Origin of the sequence: Helicobacter mehlei, assembly GCF_003660265.1 — a bacterium.
Classification (GTDB): Bacteria; Campylobacterota; Campylobacteria; order Campylobacterales; family Helicobacteraceae; genus Helicobacter; species Helicobacter mehlei.
In genome coordinates, this window is record NZ_QXQP01000024.1 from 1 (window position 1) to 18243 (window position 18243).

13 protein-coding genes and 1 pseudogene are annotated in these 18243 nt (G+C 42.8%); 6 read left to right on the plus strand and 8 right to left on the minus strand.

Annotated features, from left to right (window positions below; genetic code table 11):
- Positions 1-1090: 1090 nt before the first annotated feature.
- The 4 genes from EAO36_RS07135 to EAO36_RS07150 form a co-directional block, all read right to left on the minus strand.
- Positions 1091-1507, minus strand: coding sequence for a type II toxin-antitoxin system death-on-curing family toxin (locus EAO36_RS07135; RefSeq protein WP_120955906.1), 417 nt, complete (start codon positions 1505-1507; stop codon positions 1091-1093).
- Positions 1508-1811: 304 nt separating this feature from the next.
- Positions 1812-2627, minus strand: coding sequence for a hypothetical protein (locus tag EAO36_RS08780; protein ID WP_235852402.1), 816 nt, complete (start codon positions 2625-2627; stop codon positions 1812-1814).
- Between the two features lie 22 nt (positions 2628-2649).
- Positions 2650-3369 (minus strand): Fic family protein, encoded by a 720-nt coding sequence (locus EAO36_RS07145; protein ID WP_053941137.1) that lies wholly within the window; start codon positions 3367-3369, stop codon positions 2650-2652.
- 7 nt (positions 3370-3376) lie between these two features.
- Positions 3377-3619 (minus strand): hypothetical protein, encoded by a 243-nt coding sequence (locus EAO36_RS07150; RefSeq protein ID WP_120948661.1) that lies wholly within the window; start codon positions 3617-3619, stop codon positions 3377-3379.
- A gap of 500 nt (positions 3620-4119) precedes the next feature.
- Here EAO36_RS07150 and EAO36_RS07155 point away from each other — a divergent pair, with 500 nt between their 5' ends.
- From EAO36_RS07155 to EAO36_RS08510, 5 genes and pseudogenes are all read left to right on the plus strand, one after another.
- A complete protein-coding gene (locus EAO36_RS07155) occupies positions 4120-4584 on the plus strand; it encodes a hypothetical protein (RefSeq protein ID WP_120955907.1) in 465 nt (154 codons plus the stop codon).
- A 146-nt stretch (positions 4585-4730) separates the two neighbouring features.
- Entirely contained in the window at positions 4731-5384 is a 654-nt protein-coding gene (locus EAO36_RS07160; RefSeq protein WP_120955908.1) for a hypothetical protein, read from the plus strand.
- A 257-nt stretch (positions 5385-5641) separates the two neighbouring features.
- Positions 5642-7670: pseudogene (locus EAO36_RS07165) on the plus strand (DNA methyltransferase).
- Positions 7648-10260: a DEAD/DEAH box helicase family protein gene (locus tag EAO36_RS07170; RefSeq protein ID WP_235852403.1), complete on the plus strand. Its 2613-nt coding sequence runs from the start codon at positions 7648-7650 to the stop codon at positions 10258-10260. Before EAO36_RS07165 ends, EAO36_RS07170 begins: the two are co-directional and overlap by 23 nt.
- A 145-nt stretch (positions 10261-10405) precedes the next feature.
- Positions 10406-10606 carry a hypothetical protein gene (locus EAO36_RS08510; protein ID WP_143928458.1) on the plus strand — a complete coding sequence of 67 codons (201 nt, stop codon included), beginning with the start codon at positions 10406-10408 and terminating at the stop codon, positions 10604-10606.
- A 505-nt stretch (positions 10607-11111) separates the two neighbouring features.
- Here EAO36_RS08510 and EAO36_RS07180 read toward each other — a convergent pair.
- Positions 11112-11291: a hypothetical protein gene (locus tag EAO36_RS07180; RefSeq protein ID WP_120948667.1), complete on the minus strand. Its 180-nt coding sequence runs from the start codon at positions 11289-11291 to the stop codon at positions 11112-11114.
- The gene (locus EAO36_RS07185) at positions 11285-11653 is read right to left on the minus strand and encodes a type II toxin-antitoxin system RelE/ParE family toxin (protein WP_235852404.1); all 369 of its coding nucleotides are present in this window, start codon (positions 11651-11653) and stop codon (positions 11285-11287) included. The genes EAO36_RS07180 and EAO36_RS07185 overlap by 7 nt, the downstream gene beginning before the upstream one ends.
- A 581-nt stretch (positions 11654-12234) precedes the next feature.
- Between EAO36_RS07185 and EAO36_RS07195 the strand changes: the two genes are divergently transcribed.
- A complete protein-coding gene (locus tag EAO36_RS07195) occupies positions 12235-13974 on the plus strand; it encodes a replication initiation protein (RefSeq protein WP_120955911.1) in 1740 nt (579 codons plus the stop codon).
- 1119 nt (positions 13975-15093) lie between these two features.
- Here EAO36_RS07195 and EAO36_RS07205 read toward each other — a convergent pair.
- Together EAO36_RS07205 and EAO36_RS07215 are read right to left on the minus strand one after the other, a co-directional pair.
- Positions 15094-15711: a hypothetical protein gene (locus EAO36_RS07205; protein ID WP_120955913.1), complete on the minus strand. Its 618-nt coding sequence runs from the start codon at positions 15709-15711 to the stop codon at positions 15094-15096.
- A 622-nt stretch (positions 15712-16333) separates the two neighbouring features.
- Positions 16334-16858: a hypothetical protein gene (locus tag EAO36_RS07215; protein ID WP_120955915.1), complete on the minus strand. Its 525-nt coding sequence runs from the start codon at positions 16856-16858 to the stop codon at positions 16334-16336.
- Positions 16859-18243: the final 1385 nt, after the last annotated feature.

Genomic DNA, 18243 nt, shown 5'->3' on the forward strand with positions numbered 1-18243 from the left:
TTGGCATGTCAATCGTGGCTTGAGAGAAACAATGGCGTTTTTAGCCTCGTAGAAGCCTCGTTAAACGAAAAGATGAGGGGGGGGTGCTATGTCGGGTATTCTTTTGGGGGTCAAAGCGATTGTAGGGCATTTTAGAGGGGTTTAAGCGATATGTGCCCTATTTTAGGCGGTTGGTGTGGGTTAGGGACGAGGGATAAAATGCCTAGAAATGCCCTTATCGTGGGGTTTCGTGGGATTTTGCCTACTGGGTGTTGTGGGGGGTTGGCGGATCTGTGCGCTGTTTTTGGCCTTGTTTGGCAGTGGGGTTTTGCCTCGTGTCATGTGCGTGCGTGCGTTCATTGTTGCAACTGCCTTTGTGAGTGCCCTATTTTAGGGGCTTCGTGGGGTGCGGTGTGAAAACGGCACTTTTAAGCTTAAGGTTTGGCAAATCCCTATTTTGCGGGCGTATCGGTTTAAGTTTTTTCTTAAGGTTAGTGGGGTAAAATATAGCATTAAAATCAAAGGAGCAAAAATCGCAAAGTTATTTAGTCCCCTTCGCCCTTGGTTTAATGCCGATGAGCCCCACGAGCTAATAGAATTTTTGTTTGGTGTTTTGCTATATGGCATATTTTTCTTTTGTTTGCGCCACAATGAACGCTCAACATTGGTTGTGTCAATGAATGTGATGCGCTACATTTTTGCTTGGTCTGTTTTAGGATTGGTATTGTTTGGAGGCGTTTATGCACTATTTGCGCTAAAGAGAGAATTAAATCCGCAACTCTCTAAAACCTCCATTGCATTATTAAAGTGTAGCGGTTTTTGTTCAAAATGGTGTTGGAAGATTGTGGCTTTCTCTTGTATCTTTTCTTTTTGCTGGCGTTATTGCCATTTGCTTGGGCTATAAAGTCAAGGACGACCCAATAAGCCACGGGATACAAATCTTTAAGCAAAAGGGCTAGTAGCTGGGGGTTCTCTCGTGTTGCAGTTGGTTGGTTTTGGAGCTGTGGGCTTGGGTGTGGCTAGTTTCTAGGTAGTGGCTGGGGGCGAGGGGCTAGTAGCTGGGGGTTGGGCTTAGGGGGCTAGTAGCTTTTGGGTGCTGATGTGAAAGATGCTACAAGCGTTTATGTGTCGGTGTATGTTGTTCGTTTTTGGATTGTTGTGCTAAAGTTTTAAAGACCATTTCCAATTCTTCTTTTGAAATTTTGTCCTCAGCCACATCTAACACCAGCTGTTCTAATTTTTCCTCTATTTCGTTTATCAATACATACCCATTAATAAGGAAAAAATGCGTGCAAAGATAAACAGCTGTTCTTTTGTTTCCATCAGGGAATGGGTGGAATTTTACACACGCAAAGAAAAGATGCGCCACTTTGCTTTCAAATGTTGGGTAATAATCATCATTTTTAATGTGCTCAAGCGCACTTCCAAGATAACCTATGCTAACGGGATTTACTGCTTTTAAGCCTCCAGTTAATTCCACTATTTCATCGTGTATACTAATCGCCTCATCAAGGTTGATATAAATCAAAATTACAGATCTACTTGTCCGCTAACCTTTTATAAACCGCCAAAATGCGTGGATTATCTAGTCTTTTTCGGCACGCAATGCGGGCTTCTTGCACTATTTGCGCGCGTTTTTCCTCGCTTATGCCTAGTTGTGGTTTAATCCCTTGTATCCCTGTTTGTGTGTGTTTTAAGCTAGGCACACTCACCTCCAACTGCTGATTATAGAGGCTATGCTAACACAAGTATGTTAAAAATCATCTTTGTTGCTTGAGAAAGCAGGTATACTAACACAATCAAGGCCACTCACACTTTAAGCCCAAAGCCACTCAATAGAGCTTTAATCCCAACGCCACTTTGAGTGAATCTATGCCACTAGCCACTTTTTCGCCAAGACTTGGGAGTGGTGGGGGCACTAACCCTTTGATGTGTAGAATTTTTTCTAGGGAGCGCATTCTTTGCGTATAGCTTTGTTTGCTCCAATCAGGGCTTTGCAAGAAGTTGTAAAATTGTACGCGTGGGGTAAAGGTTATCCGGACATTGCCATTTTCGTAGTCGTTATAAAGTAATATGGCTTCTTTCTTTTTCAGGCGTTCTAAAAGATATTCATTGGTTAGCCCTAGAGCATTAAGCCACCTGCTATTAAAGATGATGGTGTTATCTACTTTCATGGAGCAGTTAGGGTTGGAACAATAGGCATTGAAACTATCCATCAGTCCTTTAAAAAGCATCTCATCTTTGCTTGTAAGTGGGCGGTAATAGTATTTGCCCTTTTTGTTCTCAAGGCGAAAGCAGATGGTGCTTTTGTGGTGGCTAGGATCAATGCTTTTGTTGTTAGGCTCGGATGTGAGAAACATGAGCCTTTGATCCGCCTTGACAAGAGCAGAAGGTGGCATTTGGAGCTCTTCACCAATGTTTATCCCGTGTTCTTTTTTGACAAAGCTTATCAAAAGCCTAGAGAAAGCTCCAATTGAATCGCCCGCCTCGTTTTTGAAGTCATAAAGCCCTAGAAGACCCGCTAGGCGCATAAACGCATTTTCTGTCTTAGAGGCTGTGGGGTTGGTTAAAAGGTCGGTCGTTTCAAATATCTCGGCCACGACTCTCAAAGAGTCTTCTTGTTCCTCGTGTCTGTCTAGCTCAATCATGTTCTTACCTCCAGTTTGTTCTTTATAGTTTCCATTGACCTGCGCGATGCTTATATTGTTCCAAAAAACTCTCTATCCTCTTTCTCTCTACTGCCTGTGCTTCTTTAGCCAGTTGGACTAATTGCTGTGTATTCTCTGCACGCATAGCCCGCATGTAGGTATCTTTCACTTCTTTGGTGATCACAAAGGGCATTAAATTGTGCTCTAGCACGCTATAAAATATTAAAGAACGCCCCGTGCGCCCATTCCCATCACTAAAAGGGTGAATGCGTTCAAATTTAATATGGGCATCCATGATAATGGCAAGCTTGTGATCATCACTCTGTGAGAGATTAAGCTGATAAGCAAGGTTATCACACCAGTCTTTGAGCGTCATGGGAATTTTATAAGGTTTTTCTGTTTCAAAATCTGCACCCAACACGACATTTTGAATGGTCTTAAACTTTCCGTGGTTGTCAATAAGATGTTGCATGAGAATGGCGTGAATTTTCTTAATCAACTCATTGTCTATGGGTGTCTTATTTTCTAGGCTCTCAAGCAAGAATGGCATGAGTTGTTGGTAGTTCTTCACCTCATAGTATTCTCTTTCCCTCATCGCTTTGGGAATAAAGCCTTCTACTAAAATGCTTGCTGTTTCATTCTGCGTGAGAGAATTGCCCTCAATGGCTGTGCTGTGGTGCGCCATTCTAATGGTAAGATCAAGCAAATACTCTGCATTGGAAAAAACTTGTTTGTAATCCATTGTTGCCCTACATTTTCCTTTGCAATTTGCGTTCTGTGTCGGCAATGTGTTTGTTGTAGGCACTCTTGCCCTCACTTAAATGTTCCTCCCGTGTGCGCTTAATGCGGTCTTTTTGCTCGCGTGCGCTGGTTTCATTACCCAAGTTGCTTTGAACCGCACCCTCTAGCACACCACCGATGAATTGCGCGATAGGAGAACTCAAGTGGTGGCCGTGTGATTTGAATGCACCCGCTGCTGCTTTTAATCCCATGCTAGTCGCTTTTTGTATGCAAACTATAACCGGGAAAATATTGGGATTAAAGTATAGCAAGAATTGGTTATTTATTGCTATGTTTTTTTATTTTACTATGGTGGTGAATCGCCCACCCGCTAAAGACGGGGTGGGCTTCTCGCTTCAACAACCCACAGCTAGCAGTATCTAGTATAGAGGAAAATAATTTTAGGATTTATCTGTTAAATTTAACGCAGTTATAATAAAAATTGTGCCCGATTTGTTATATTTTTAAGTATATTTTTTCTCCACAAAGCACACCAAAAACCCTAATCAATGCCTTGCAAAAACAAGTATAAATGCCTATTTATAGGGCTTTTATGGCTATTGCTTAAATCTTTTTTGATTTTTATTTTTAATTATTTTATTTAATTAAAACACTTAAATAATTTATTAATTTTTAATATTAATTTAATTAAATAATTTTATTAATTAATTTGTGCTATAATGCACCTGTATCACAATCAAGGGAGCTCACCATGTTTGACATCACTTCTACAGAGGACATTACAAGCTATGCCTTACGCTTGCAAGAGATTAAAGAAAAAATGAAAAAAGCAGGCTTGCTAGGGTTGTTTGAAGAGGCTTTGGAGATTCAAGAGGGTTTTAAGCACCTTTTAGCCTTGTCTAACAAAAACAAAAAAATGTTGATAGCAGAGCTTGAGGGTAAAAGACCTGTGGGGCGGCCTAGAAAGGTGTTGCTAGGGGCTACAACAGCCACACACACAAGAGTGGTGCAACAAGCACAAAGGGAACAAGAGGCTACACAGATTAACCAAACCGACACAGCCACACAAGAGAAAGACACACAAGGGGGGCAAGGGGGGGCAAAGAATGAAGTCAGCCCACAATCTCAAGGGCAAGACACGCAAGCTCTACAAATCCCACAAAGCACTACACAAGACACACAAACAGAGCAACAGCAAAAAACTAGGCACTTCTAAGCCCTCTAGCCCAAAAGAGCCTCAAAAGGCAAGGGGTAGAAAGCCTAAGAAGGGATAGTTAAGACACAAGCACAGCAAAACCAAACAACAAACCAAGTCCAAAAGGCTGATGGCAAAAAAGAAGATTAGAAAATGGAGCTAGAAAAATGTTAGACCTAGAAACCCTGCTATCTCTAAAGCGTTTGGGCTCTTATAATGGAGATTTACAAGCCCATTTAGACAATCTAAAGCTCATCGGCAAATACACGCCTAAAATCGCCCTTGTAGAGATTGCCTTGCGTAATTCTTTAGACCATTTACTGAGTGCCAAAGACACAGAATGGATCAACAACTCCACAGACCCCCGTGTGATCCAAATGCGCACAGAAACACTTAAGGCATGCAAGGCAACCACTCTTAATCACGATAGCCATCTCTCTAAAATGACTTTAGGCATGGTGATTTATCTCATTAGGCAAGAAAAGCTTTTGGCACACATTTTGGATGCCACAAAAATAGAACTCCAAAGCTATGACCCTAGCAACAAGAAAAGACATTTCATCAATGGCAGAAAAAGCCACTTAAACCACTACCACAAAGCTGAAGCCGTTTTAAGTTTGTTTCATATCCTACGCAACCGCTGTTACCACTGGGAGAACATCACAAAGGTAAGGGTAGGCAAGAACGGACAGACCTACCCAAGATTGACAACGAAAATCCTAGACAACTTCATAGGCATACACCCAAGCAAGATTGAAAAATTCTTAGAAGACTTATTGAGGGCTTTTGGTGAGGATTTACTAAGATATGCCAACCACTAAGAGTGGTTAGTGAGCGAAAGTCCGCTCTCCGAATTGTCCGCTCATTCTAGCACAAGGCAACTAAAAATCCGCTTTAAACTTCTTGGCAGAAATCTCACTCTGGCAAATATGCCGCATTTTGTTTTGACGGCGATTCACTCTCTCTTGGCATAAACACACCCTTATAGGTGGCATTCTAGCATAACCAAAACTTCTAAGACACTTTGCTATAATATTCCTTCTTAGTCAAAAAACACAATCAAGCAAGAAAGATTGCCATGCAAGAAAACGACCTACTAGAGGACATTAAAACTCAATTTGGGACAATCCTAGCGGTGCGTCCCCTAGCGATCAGCCACGACAAAGAGCTTTTGCAATTTTTGTTAGAAACTTCAAAATTTAAAGCGGAATACCAATCGCGATTTTTTGAGGAAGTGGGGCGTAGCCTTGTCTTCAAAAAAGATGCGTTTTTGGACTTCTTAGACTTAAAGCTACTCAATGCGAGTTTTACGGCGTTTTCTAACAAAATAGGTTTAGGCTATCCTAACAAGAGATTTTTAAAAAACACCGATCAGGTTGTCCTAAACTTCCCCTTTAAAGACGGGGTGCTGAAAGGTGGGCAAAGCAAAGATGAGGATAAAAGCACGGAGCTTTTCTTTAACAATGTCCTAGCCAAAAGCGAAATCGATGTCTTATTCAGCCCAAAGGCATTAAAAAACTTTAGCATGGTGGGTGCAAGTGATGTGAGCCTAGAGGACACACTCAAAGGCAATCCAAACCTACTCATTAAAGGCAATAGCCTTATTGCCCTACACACACTCAAAAAACGCAAAGACATTTACGGCAAGGTGAAGTTGATTTATATCGATCCGCCTTACAACACCGGCAACGATAGCTTTGGCTACAACGATCGCTTTAACCATTCCACTTGGCTTACCTTCATGAAAAACCGCCTTGAGATCGCCAAAGAGTTTTTAAGAGAGGACGGGGTGATCTTTATCCAATGCGATGACAACGAGCAGGCGTATTTAAAGGTGCTTTGTGATGAGATTTTTGGGAGAGAGAATTTTGTGGGGAATATGATTTGGCTTAAGGGTAATGCCCAAAACGATGCCCACACTTTGCAAAAAAATCACGAATACATTTTATGTTATGCAAAAAGCATAGAATCTAGACCCATTAGAAAGATCGCAAGAGAGGAAAAAGTAAAAGCTTTTAAGGACGAAAAAACGGGTAAGTTTTACTATGAGGGAGCTGGGCTTACCACAGGCGGGGCAGGGGGGACATTAAACGCAAGACCTAATTTAGGTTTTAGTATTTATTACAACCCTATCACAAAAGATTTTTTTGCCAAAGATGACTACGATAAAGAATTGGCAAAAATCAGCAATAAGGAGGTAGAGGTTTATAAGAATGACACAAATCTTTTAAAAGAAGGCTATGAAATTATCAGACCTCCAAAAAAGGGTGCTGGACTTGGGCGCTGGACTTGGGCGCTGGACACATTTAACGCGAATAAACAAGATATTTGTATTCGCGAAAATAGCAATGAAAAGGGCGAAAAATACATTGTTGTTAAAAAAGAATGGCTAGACCCTAAGGAAGTGAAACAAGAGAGAGAGAAAGGGTATTACGCCTTAATCCCCAAAGAAAACCCGCCTAAAAGCTTTATAGATTTTGTAAGCAGTGCGACGGGGACCACAGAAGTAACAACTCTCTTTTCAAAAAAAGTCTTTAACAACCCTAAACCCGAATCCCTGCTTAAACGGATTATAGAAATTGCCACACAAGAGGGCGATTTGGTGATGGATTTCTTTGCCGGCAGTGGCACTACTCTAGCCGTGGCGCATAAAATGAAACGCCGTTGGGTGGGAGTGGAGCAAATGGATTACATAGAAAGCGTTACCAAAAAACGCCTTGAGAAAGTGATAGAGGGGGAGCAGGGGGGCGTTTCTAAGGCGTTAGAATGGGGGGGGGGGGAGCTTTGTCTATGGCGAGCTAGCTAGCCTAAACGCTGCATACAGGGATTTAATCAGCCAAGCACAGAGTGAGGAGGAGCTTAACGATCTCTTTGAAAAGTTACGCCAATTTGCCTTCATTGATTACCGCGTAGATATTAACAAAGCCTTAGCAGATCAGGACTTTCAAGCCTTGTCTTTTGAGGATAAAAAAGAGATTTTAGCCATGTGTTTGGATCGCAACATGGATTATATCCCGCTAGGCGACATAGATGATGCTAGTTACAACATAGATACACAAACCAAGAGTTTGAATAAGGCGTTTTATGGAGGGGCGTATGATCTCTAATTTGCACGAAGAGATTGAAAAGCGTTGCGGCACGGACAACATCGCTAAAACTCAAATCCCTAGCCATATTAAGGATAATTTAAGCAAGTCTTTAAGGGAGTATCAAATCAAGGCTTTGCAATACTACCTTGCCCTAAGCCAAAGCGACACGCTTAAAACAAAAAACCATTTGATGTTTAACATGGCTACAGGGAGCGGTAAAACCCTTGTGATGGCGGCTTTAATGCTGGATTGCTACAAAAAGGGGTATAGAAACTTTGTCTTTTTTGTCAATTCTAGCGCGATTGTGGAGAAAACGAAGGCGAATTTTTGCGATGACAAGTCTTCAAAATATCTCTTTGCAAGCCCCATTAACATAGATGGGGAGCTAGTGGAGATCAATGCGCTCACCCGTTTTGAGGATAGCAAAGAGAATGCGATCAACATCTACTTTAGCACCATTCAAGGGCTTTTTAGCTTGTTTAAAAACGAAAAAGAAAACTCTCTTACGCTAGAGGACTTAAAGAATCATAAAATCGTTTTTTTAGCCGATGAGGCGCACCACTTAAACGCCGACACAAAGAGCAAAAGTGATAAGGAAAAAGAGCTAAGAGAGGGCTGGGAGAGTGTCATTAACAAGGCTTTTGCAAGCCATAAAGAAAATCGCTTGTTTGAGTTTAGCGCGACTATCCCTAAAGATAAAGGCGTGCAAGACAAATACAAAGATAAGATCGTGTTTGAATACGATCTCAAAAGTTTTTGCAAGGACGGGTATTCTAAACGCATTTTTTTGGCTAAATACGAGGAGCGCAAGCTAGAAACAAGGCTTTTAGGGGCATGTTTAGCGAGTGTGTATCGGGAGTTTTTGGCGCATGAAAATGGCATTGAGTTAAAGCCCGTGGTGTTGTTTAAAAGCGAGAGCATTGAAAAATCTAAGAACAACCAAAAGATTTTTAACGCAATGCTAGAGAATTTGCAAGGAATAGATATTGAGAATTTTTATCAAAATATCACCTTTGCGAATGAAATGTTTATGTCAAGCCAAGAGTTTTTTAAGCATAAGTATCTTAAAGGCTTTGCTAACACCATTGCCACTTATATCCGCACTGCCTTTAATTTAGCGCACCAAATCAACGCCAACGATGAGAAAGAGGCATCCAATAACCAAATCAAACTCAACACACTTGAGGATAGCGACAACGAAACCCGTGCCATTTTTGCTGTGGATAAACTCAATGAAGGCTGGGATGTCCTCAATCTCTTTGACATTGTGCGCTTGGGCGATGCCAAAAGTGCTACAAAAACCACGACCACTAAAGAGGCACAACTGATCGGGCGGGGGGCTAGATACTTCCCTTTTGGGGAGGAATCGGTGCGTTATCAACGCAAATACGATGACACCAAAGACGCATTAACAATGCTAGAGAGATTAAGCTACCACTCTTTAAACGATGAGAAATACATCAGCGATTTACAAAGTGAGTTGAGCCATCAAGGTTTGTTGTTTGATGAAAAAAAGATAGAAGTTACCCTAAAACCAAGTGTGCGGGCTCAAAAGATTTTGGCAAGCTATAAGCTTTACTATGTCAGCAATGAATGCCAAATAACCACGCAAGAGACTAATCTTTTTGCCCAAGACATTGAAAAAGAATTGACAAGGATTGAAGTCCCTTATTTTGGCAAGCAAATTCTAGAAAAAGAAGAGGATTTTAAAGGGGATAGTAAAGAAGTTGTGAGTCTCAAAAGTCTATATCCGTTTAAAGAAAAAGTCAAATATGCGCCCGTTGTGAAAGCAATGCATGCCCTAGGGATCACGCTAAAACATTTACAAAAGGCTTACCCTAACTACACCAGCAAGAGAGAGCTTTATGATAAATTTTTTTCGCTTTTAAACTTGCGTTTTGATAAAAGGCAAACATTTGAGACAGATTGCCAACTTGAGATTGCCAAGTTTCTCTTAAAAAATTTAAAGGAATTGCTAGGCAAAAGCAAACAAAAACGCATTGTGGGCCCATTTAAGGCATTTGTCTTTGAGGGCAAAAATAAAACAATCATTGCAAGCCAAGAGAGACTTACAAACAGCCCTTATGATTGGCTGTATTACACACAATATTGCCAAGATAGCGGACTAGAAGCTGAATTTTTGACTTTTATAGATGAGCATGCAAGTGTCATTGACAAGCACTACACAGAGTGGTTTATCCTAAGAAACGAGCGTTTCAGCGAGTTTAAACTTTATGACAATCGGGAGGGAAGTCCCACTTATGGCGATGGATTTGAGCCTGATTTTATCTTTTTTGGCAAACCTAAAGAATCGACAAAGAAGCATGCATTCACAGAAGGCATTATGGAAGTTAAGGGCGGGCATTTGCTAGGGCGTGATGGGGTAGAGGGGGCTGATAAGTGGAAAGAAAATTTTTTATTAGACGAACTCAATGGAAAAATCTTTACAGAGATTTTAGATCGGCAAAAAGGCATACTTTGCCATGGAGACGATTGCCTTGAAGTGCTGGCATTGCCATTTTTTACAGGTAGCAAAGATGAGAAATTTAAAGAATTTAAAGAATCTTTTGAAAAATTACTCCACATTGAACAAAGGCGTTTATTTTAAGAGTGTCTTTGGAGAGTTTTCTATATTTATCTTAAAATCTCCCACAATCGCTTCCGTTTCCACCAACCATGCACAAATCCACTTTCTATTTACTACTAAATACACTGCAGAATTAGGGTTTATCTTTAAAGATTGGAGAACAAAAATGGCCCAAAAAGGCTCTAAAGAGTGGATCGAACAATATAACAAAGAAGTGGATGCCTACAATGCACGCAACAAATCTAGATGGGATGCCCAAAAGAACCAAGAATATTCACGTATGCGTTTTGGCACACCCCCTGGTAGAGTTGCCTATGAGTGGAATGGTGCTTATTGGTGTGGTGGAGAGTATTTGTGTGGGGATTAGAGCACCATTTACAAACCATTCATTTTCATTGCCTATAATCCCTCTCAAGTTATCACCTCTAGTTGCAGAGTACTCATCGGCTGTGTAAGTCTAGTTGTCCTAAGTTTGTAAGCCCGCCCGAAGGTCGCTGAAACCAACGCCACACTTTGTAAGGTGTGGCTAGTGTGGTGCGGTGTGTAACTTTGAGAATACGCGTTAAACCCTCAAAGGCACGGCTAGCTAAGATGTGGTAACCGCTGACTACCTTTTTTTCTCACTTACTAACAAACCCATAGAAACCTAGAAAACTTGGATGAAAAACTTGCTCCAAGAATTCGTTTGTTTTCTCAAGCCCTACAATCGCCCACAATCGCTTTCACCCCCAAAACCATGTTTGACACCCATAACCCCCAACCTTACGCTCTATGACCCCTTAAAAGCGATTTAAACGCTATTATCGATTTAGCACTTTGCCTTGTTTTGTCCTAAAAAGCATGTCAGGATGTTTTAGCCTCTAGTTTGATGCCTAGCTCTTTAAGTGTTTGCCAAAAGTTTTTATACGGGGATTTAAGGACTTTGCCCTTAGCTTTAGCGATGTCTTGTTTTGTGCTTCATCTGCGTCCTCTAGTATTGCGTTTAGATAAGCTAGGCGTTTTTCTTCTGTGTTGAGATAACGGCTGATGTCAAGGTCGCTGAAAGTTACCATGCAAACTCCTTTAGAATTTCTTGGGCTTTTTGGATGTCTTTTTTCTGTGTGCTTTTGTCCCCACCACAGAGCAAGATGGCTAGAGTGTTGCCCTTCTTAGCCACATAAAGGTGGTAGCCTGCACCTGTGTGGATACGCATTTCAAAGATTTGCCCCATGATGTGCTTGTGATCGCCAAAGTGCCCATGGGCACGCAACATATCTAGCCTCTTAGCTATAGCGGATAGAGCTGTAGGGTTTGCTAAGTTCTCTAGCCACACATCAAAAACAGATGAAGTTTTGATCACCATTGGCATGGGCGTATTGTAGCGTGTTTTGCTTTCACAAGCTATGATGCTTGAAAGCCCTTTAAAATCCCCCACAATCGCTTTAACACCCTAAACTATAGTTTGATACTCCCCATCCATAACCTTACGCTCTATGACCCCTTAAAAGCGATTTAAACGCTATATCTGCTTTATCGTCTTTCTTTACCCCCAAAGACATGAATATTCCATAAGCGTGGATATTCCAAACCACATGCCTAATTTCTCACTTCAAAACCCTCTCTTGGGGGTTTGGGGGCTTGCCCCCAAGAGCAATATGATGCCAAGCGTCAGCTTGGCTTACCGATTCATGCACCCTTGCATCAAAAATTTTTCATTTTTTCTAAGTTTTCTCACCTGCTTTTGGGCTGATCCTAGTTCCCGAGCGCATGCGCGCGCGCGCATGCGGGTTTTTAACCTTTTAAAAGACTTCGTCTTTTTAACCTTTTAGGGGGGGCGCGGGCCTCGTGTGGGAGGGGGCTCGTGGAGAGTAATAGGGGGTAAAATCCGCACTAATAGGGGGTAAAATCCGCACTAATAGGGGGTAAAATCCGCACTAATAGGGGGTAAAATCCGCACTAATAGAACTATTTAAGTTTAAAAGATATACAATAAGCAAGAAAGATAAAGATAAAATCGTGAATCCAGAGCAACAAAAACAAGCTTTGATACAACAATTACACGGATTACAAGCTTTAATTAATGCCGAGACTAATACCATGCTTAAGGGCGTTTTAGAGCAAGAAAAAGCTGAATGTCTACAAAAACTCTTAGCCTTAGCTCCACAACACACCAAACTCCCAAGCTCCACACAAGATCAAACAACTACCACAAACACCCTAGAACAGCAACCAACAACATCACCTACAACCACAGAAACCCCCATACGACCCACGCAACAACCCATAACAACCGAAGTCATTACCCAAAGTGCCGCTACAATCCCCAACGCCATTGCTGAGAAGTATGTAGCCTTCCACAACGATGTGAACTCTGTATCTCTAGGTAAGCTAGGCACATTAGAAGCGAACTTGCTCTTTGCCATCTTCCACAAGCTCAAAGACAAACAAGATGAGCTCTTGGTGTTTGATCTTGATGAGATTAAAAAAATGACCCATGCGGTTAAGATCAGCCACAGCGATCTAAGCGGTGTTGTCAAAAGACTTTGGAAAAACATTAGCAACGCTAACTTTTGGATACTCTTGCCTCAAAGAGATGAAAACTACATGCTTTTTAAAACCTTTGCTATCAACTATTACGACACCAAAAAAACCCAAGTTAAGAGCATGGAAATCCAAGTGAATATGCCCTACTTTGGCTATTTACTCAACTATCTAAATGGCAACTTCACTTCCTTTGAGCTCCTAGAGTTTCAAAACATCAGCGGTAAGTATGCCAAGACACTTTATAGACTGCTCAAACAATGGAAAAATATAGGTGTACCTCCTAAAATGGAATGGGAAAAGTTTAGGGAGTTGATGGGAATTTCTGAAAAAATTAAACTGGTTCGTGTGATTGAATACGAGATTCTCAAACCCGCCGTCCAAGAACTCCACAAACTCCCCCACTTTGAGAATCTTTGCTATGAGAAACTGAAAACCAAAGGCATGGGTAACCGCATCACCCATATCCAATTCTATTTTCAACCCATTACTAAAACCAGCAAGGACAGAGAACGAGCTAAAAGAGATTTAAGAACCATTGCGTGGGAGATTAGAAGCAAGAAGGCGGTTAAACAACTCAAAAAATCTATGGAGCAAGCAAAACAAACCAAGCTAGACAATGAAATGCTAGAAGTCATAGATATGGCCTTTTACAAACCCCAAGACCCCAGTGTTGTTCTTGTGGTTGATGGCATACAGCCTGCCAAGGATGGCTATGAAATTTTAGTGAAATACTATAGAGAGGGCAAAGAGTTTCAGGCCAAAAGTGCTGTGTTGGCTAACAAAGAAACTTTCTTAACAGCTATGGCAAATGGAGGTTACAAAATCGTAAATTCACAAGCACCACAGATGCAACAGACACCACAGCAAACACCACAACCCAAAGAAGTCAAAATAGAGTTGCAAACAGACAAAAATGGCTTTAAAACTTTTCAAGGTTTGACAATGCCTAACACACCTAATCAAGCACCACAGCCAAACCAACCACAAGCTCTAAACCCCAACAATGACCTAACAGAATACATAGGCAGAAACCTTTACATGAGCAACAATGGTGTGCCTGCTGTTCTTAAGATTAAAGACATTACATACACTGAGACTAACAAGCTTAGAGTGGATATTCAAGACATAGACAAACCCCATAAGATTCTAAACCCCTTCATTTTAGATAATGTCAAGCACTTTAAGAGTTGGTTTAAAAAATATGCGGAGTGAGCCAAGAGCGTAGAAACACCTGGCAACGCACTACTGACAACTCGAACAACCTCTAAGTATAAGCTACTAATCATAAAAATAAAAGTAAATAAATCTTTCACCACCAAATAACCAAATACAGCATAAAACCCCCTGCTAAAATCGCCCACAACGGCAACTCAAACCAAAACCTCTATCCTTACACACCTAAAGCAATCCTAGAGCGTTTTAACTTGATACCCTGAAGCCCCACGGCGTTTGAGTGGCAAATTACAAGCGAACTTGTGAGCGCACCATTTCAGGGTTGGATAATTTGCTAGTTGGATAATTTGCTATTTTATAGGACATTCGCAAGCTAATTTTGGATAAGTTTACTCTGCGAGGCTATTCTATGTGCAAAAAAAGGTTAGTTTCTGTGGGCTGTGCCTCACACATTGCATAAAGGTCTCCTGTGGTTCACCAAAGATAACCCGGGTCGAACTCCACCGGTGTTTCATCGCCTGCACTCTTAAGGCTATTAGCTCGCTGTCATTGTCTGCCACTTCGGGCGGGTATTTGAAAGTTTACGCCTGTTTGGGCGGGAAATTCAAGCAAGTCCAAAAATCAATTCTAGTTCTCGCTTCCCTATCGCCTTAGAGCGGTTGATGGCTTTTGACACCTCGCTCTCTAACCTTCCTACTTCCGCTACCGCTTTAGCCTTTTGCTCCCAAACATGATTAAGCCTTTTTTGCAACTCTCTTTCAGTCATAGCGGCTAAAGGTTTTGTTGGCTTCTTGCCTGCTGAAACACTAACGGGCTGTGTGAATCATTGCACCCTTCAAGGTGATACCCAACCCAAAAAGTATGATGTGGTGTGTCCGCATAGGTTTAAACCCCATAGTGCATGGCAACAATCCAAGCAAGACCTATAGCCACGAAGGGTAACACAAAGTTAAGGACACGCTCAAAGAACGCCCATGTCGTGTTGCCCGCAATAATCCCATAGGCAATCCACAAAGTCCCTATGATGAGAAAGCCCGTGTTTGAAGTCGTCCAAAAAAGGCGGCTCGCGCTATGGTAACAAAGAAGCCCAATCAACCCAGCTACTAGCCACACCCCCCTATGATGAATTTTTGCGCCATTTGTGTCATTGCACCCCCCCTACTCTTGACCTGTTTGGACTTCATCGCCGCTAGGGTCGTAGGACAAATCAATGTCGCCAATCATCCCTGTTTGTCTAGGTTTGGCAATGGCTTGAGCGAAGTTGGCGACCTCTTGTTCCTCCTCATCGGGGGTATAGCCAATGGCGCAAATGTCCTTAATCTCGTCTAAGTAGTTTCTAGCCAAGAATTTAGACACTTTTGCCTTGTGTGCGTCCCAAAGCTCTTTTTCGTGTTTGATTTTGTTGATGACGAACGCGCCGATCTGGTTATAGACAATTTGGGTCTGCTTTTCATCGCCGCTGGTGTAGAGGTTTGCAAAAATGCCCTCCGTGCGTGATTTCTTTTTCTGTCCTGTAACTTTGTTGGTGTAGGGGGCTAAGTAGTCGCTGTCCTTAGAGATTTTATAAAGCCCCCCGGGAACAAAACTCCCATTGCGTGCCTGTGTTAAAAGCGTGGCGTTCGGTCTAAACTCAATGGGCTCTAAGCTCTCCAAGATTTTTTGCAAATCCATTTCCTCACCTTTAGCCGCTCTATCCATAAAGGCTTTATCCAACATCGCGCCTTTGACATAGTAGCGTTCTGTGCGCCCGTATTCATCGGGTTCTATCTCTTGCACCTTTTACCTTGACTTCATTTAACTTATGCTTAAGTAGTGAGATTTGGTTGTGCGGAGCAAGGGCTAAAAGCAAAGGTTGGTGGGTGGTGCTAGGTGTTAGAGGTTGCCAAATTGCCGATTATCGTTGAAAAGGAAGTGCAGTTTTTCAAAAGTGGCAAAGCCCGTTCGTTCGCCGTGTTTTGCAGGGTGGGTGCGTCTTAGCACATCTTCCATTAAAACCCAAAACCCGCCATCGCTGACCTAATCGCCACCACCCACCACAAGTCTATGAGCTCCCGTTCATCACCCAGTGGCAAACATTTATCACGCCCGCGCTCCGATCTAAAGACCCGCCAAAGCCCTTGCGCTATGAACCCCCTTTTAGCTGACTGGCCAATGCCACGCCCAACCCACTTATAGCTATGAGCCCTTGCACTCACCCGTTTTGAAGACCCGCGCGCGCCACTGATGTTAACCTTTTGGGCTTAATGGCGGTCGCTGATGTGTGGCAGATCGGGTGTGGTGTCCCTTGAGATGAGAGGGGACTAATAGCTCTTGCGTTGGGTTTGTTGGGTCAAGCAGCGCGGGAGTTTTTAAGCAAAGGTATTGGGTGTTTAAAGTCTGTCCCTTGACCCATTAGCTCTTAGCTCTTGTCCTCCCAAAACCCTCTAGCCTCTTGCACGATTTGCACGAACGCCTCTACCTTGTTGGTGTCGCTCCCAAAGACCCGCTCCTCTAGGGCAAAAGGCAAAAAGGATTGGAGAAAGAAAATGAGTGTGTAAAAGCCCTCGTCCAACACGCCCTTGTTTAAATCCTCGCACGCATAGAAATAGGTTTGCTCCATCCATTTGGCAAGGGCGTTTGCAAGCAGTTTGGTGTTGCCCGTGAAGTGGCGGGTTAAAAGGGCGTTGATCTGTTGGTAGGTTTTGGGGTTTAGGGCTTTGGCTTTTTCTTGTAAGCTCTGCTGGTATTCTAGGGTTTGGTAGCTTTGGTGAAGGCTTGCCTCTATCTCCTCGTTTTGCGCCTTGAGCTGTTGGATTTGCTCTTGCACTTCTTGGCGTTGTTGTTGCAACTTGGTGATTTTTGTTCGAACACGCCCGCACATCGTCATTGCAGACTGGCCGTTGATGCTTTCCAAATGCGTGGCGGTTGGGGCGTTGTCTGTCATCTGCGGGGGGGTTGCGTTTTGTTGGGTGTCCTCTTGGCTATTAGCCTCTTGTGTGGGTGTGTTGCTAGGCTCGGGCGTGTCCTCTTGTTGAGCCGTTTCGTCTTTGGTCGTTACATGTTGTTGAGCTGTCCTTGCTCCCCTATCCCTAGCTATTAGCTTCTTGTGATGCCTTTCCTCTAAAATGATACCTTTAAGCCCATCGTTAGACTAGCCCATGTGTCTTTGCTGTCTCTCTTGGGTGCTGGGGGTGTGTCTGGTAACTAACTCCAAAAGCTTTGGGCTTGATTGGGGGTCGTCCTGTGTGCTTGTTTGTGTTACGCGCTCCTTGTCCTCATCATGCCGCCGTCTTATTGCCTATCGCTCAAGGCACTCAAAGGTTTTGGGGGTTTTTTGCTCCCTGACATACGCGTCCTTTCATATATAGTTGAAACCCGAAATGTCCCACAACCCATCGTTAGATCGGCGCACCCCAACCCCCAAAGCTATTAGCCCTTTTGCTCCGCACCCTTAGAGCCACCTAGGTTCTAGCTATTAGCCCTTGATCTGCAAAGATGATGAGCCGTTCTAGCTCGCCCTTGTGTGGCCGTGGATATGTCAGTTTTTTCGCGTTTTTTTAACACATGTCCGTGGATATGTTAGTTTTTTGCGTTTTTTTCGCCATATTCTAGCCCTCCACTCGTTTAAGGTTTCTTGTCCCTAAAAAATCCCTAAAAAAACCGCTTGAGTGTCCTTGAATACGGGGCTAAAAGCCATAAAAAATACTTTAAGGTTAGGGGCTTAAGATTAGGGGGTAAATGGGGCTAAAAAAGGGCGTGAAAATTTAAGGTTTGGTGTGAAAATGCGGTGTGAAAATGCAATTTTAGGGGGGTCAAAAGTGTCGTTTTCACACCGAAAAATACCCGTTTTCACACCGAAATTGTGTTTTCACACCGCCCTAAAATAGGGACTTGCAAGGTCATTTGCATACTTATAACGCACGCGCGCGTATGGTCTAGCAGTGCTACGCACTATAAGCTAGACGGGGACGAAGTCCCCCCGTGTGCTATGAGAAGACACACCAGAGTGTGTCAGCCGCTTAACGCTGACGCTACGGCAATTCTCATAGCACTGACGCGCGAACCCCCCGTCTAGCGACAAACGGAATTAAATCCCGCGAGAAACCCCGAAAAACAGGGAAACAACAAGGCTAAAAGCCACAAAAAGACTCTGCAAAACCCAAAGACTCTCGATCTGCCAAAAGTCGTTGAAACTCCCAGCCATACGGCGTTTTCTTGCCAAAAGACGCCAAGAAGCTTTTAGCCCTTGTTCTGTGTTCTCAAAATTAGACTTTGGCATGTCAATCGTGGCTTGAGAGAAACAATGGCGTTTTTAGCCTCGTAGAAGCC

What these genes read in the sequence shown, in the direction of transcription:
- EAO36_RS08780 (WP_235852402.1), bottom strand. Translation starts at nt 2,627, where the DNA reads ATGATTGAGCTAGACAGACACGAGGAACAAGAAGACTCTTTGAGAGTC.
- EAO36_RS07145 (WP_053941137.1), bottom strand. Translation starts at nt 3,369, where the DNA reads ATGGATTACAAACAAGTTTTTTCCAATGCAGAGTATTTGCTTGATCTT.
- EAO36_RS07150 (WP_120948661.1), bottom strand. Translation starts at nt 3,619, where the DNA reads ATGGGATTAAAAGCAGCAGCGGGTGCATTCAAATCACACGGCCACCAC.
- EAO36_RS07155 (WP_120955907.1), top strand. Translation starts at nt 4,120, where the DNA reads ATGTTTGACATCACTTCTACAGAGGACATTACAAGCTATGCCTTACGC.
- EAO36_RS07160 (WP_120955908.1), top strand. Translation starts at nt 4,731, where the DNA reads ATGTTAGACCTAGAAACCCTGCTATCTCTAAAGCGTTTGGGCTCTTAT.
- EAO36_RS07170 (WP_235852403.1), top strand. Translation starts at nt 7,648, where the DNA reads ATGGAGGGGCGTATGATCTCTAATTTGCACGAAGAGATTGAAAAGCGT.
- EAO36_RS08510 (WP_143928458.1), top strand. Translation starts at nt 10,406, where the DNA reads ATGGCCCAAAAAGGCTCTAAAGAGTGGATCGAACAATATAACAAAGAA.
- EAO36_RS07180 (WP_120948667.1), bottom strand. Translation starts at nt 11,291, where the DNA reads ATGGTAACTTTCAGCGACCTTGACATCAGCCGTTATCTCAACACAGAA.
- EAO36_RS07215 (WP_120955915.1), bottom strand. Translation starts at nt 16,858, where the DNA reads ATGACAGACAACGCCCCAACCGCCACGCATTTGGAAAGCATCAACGGC.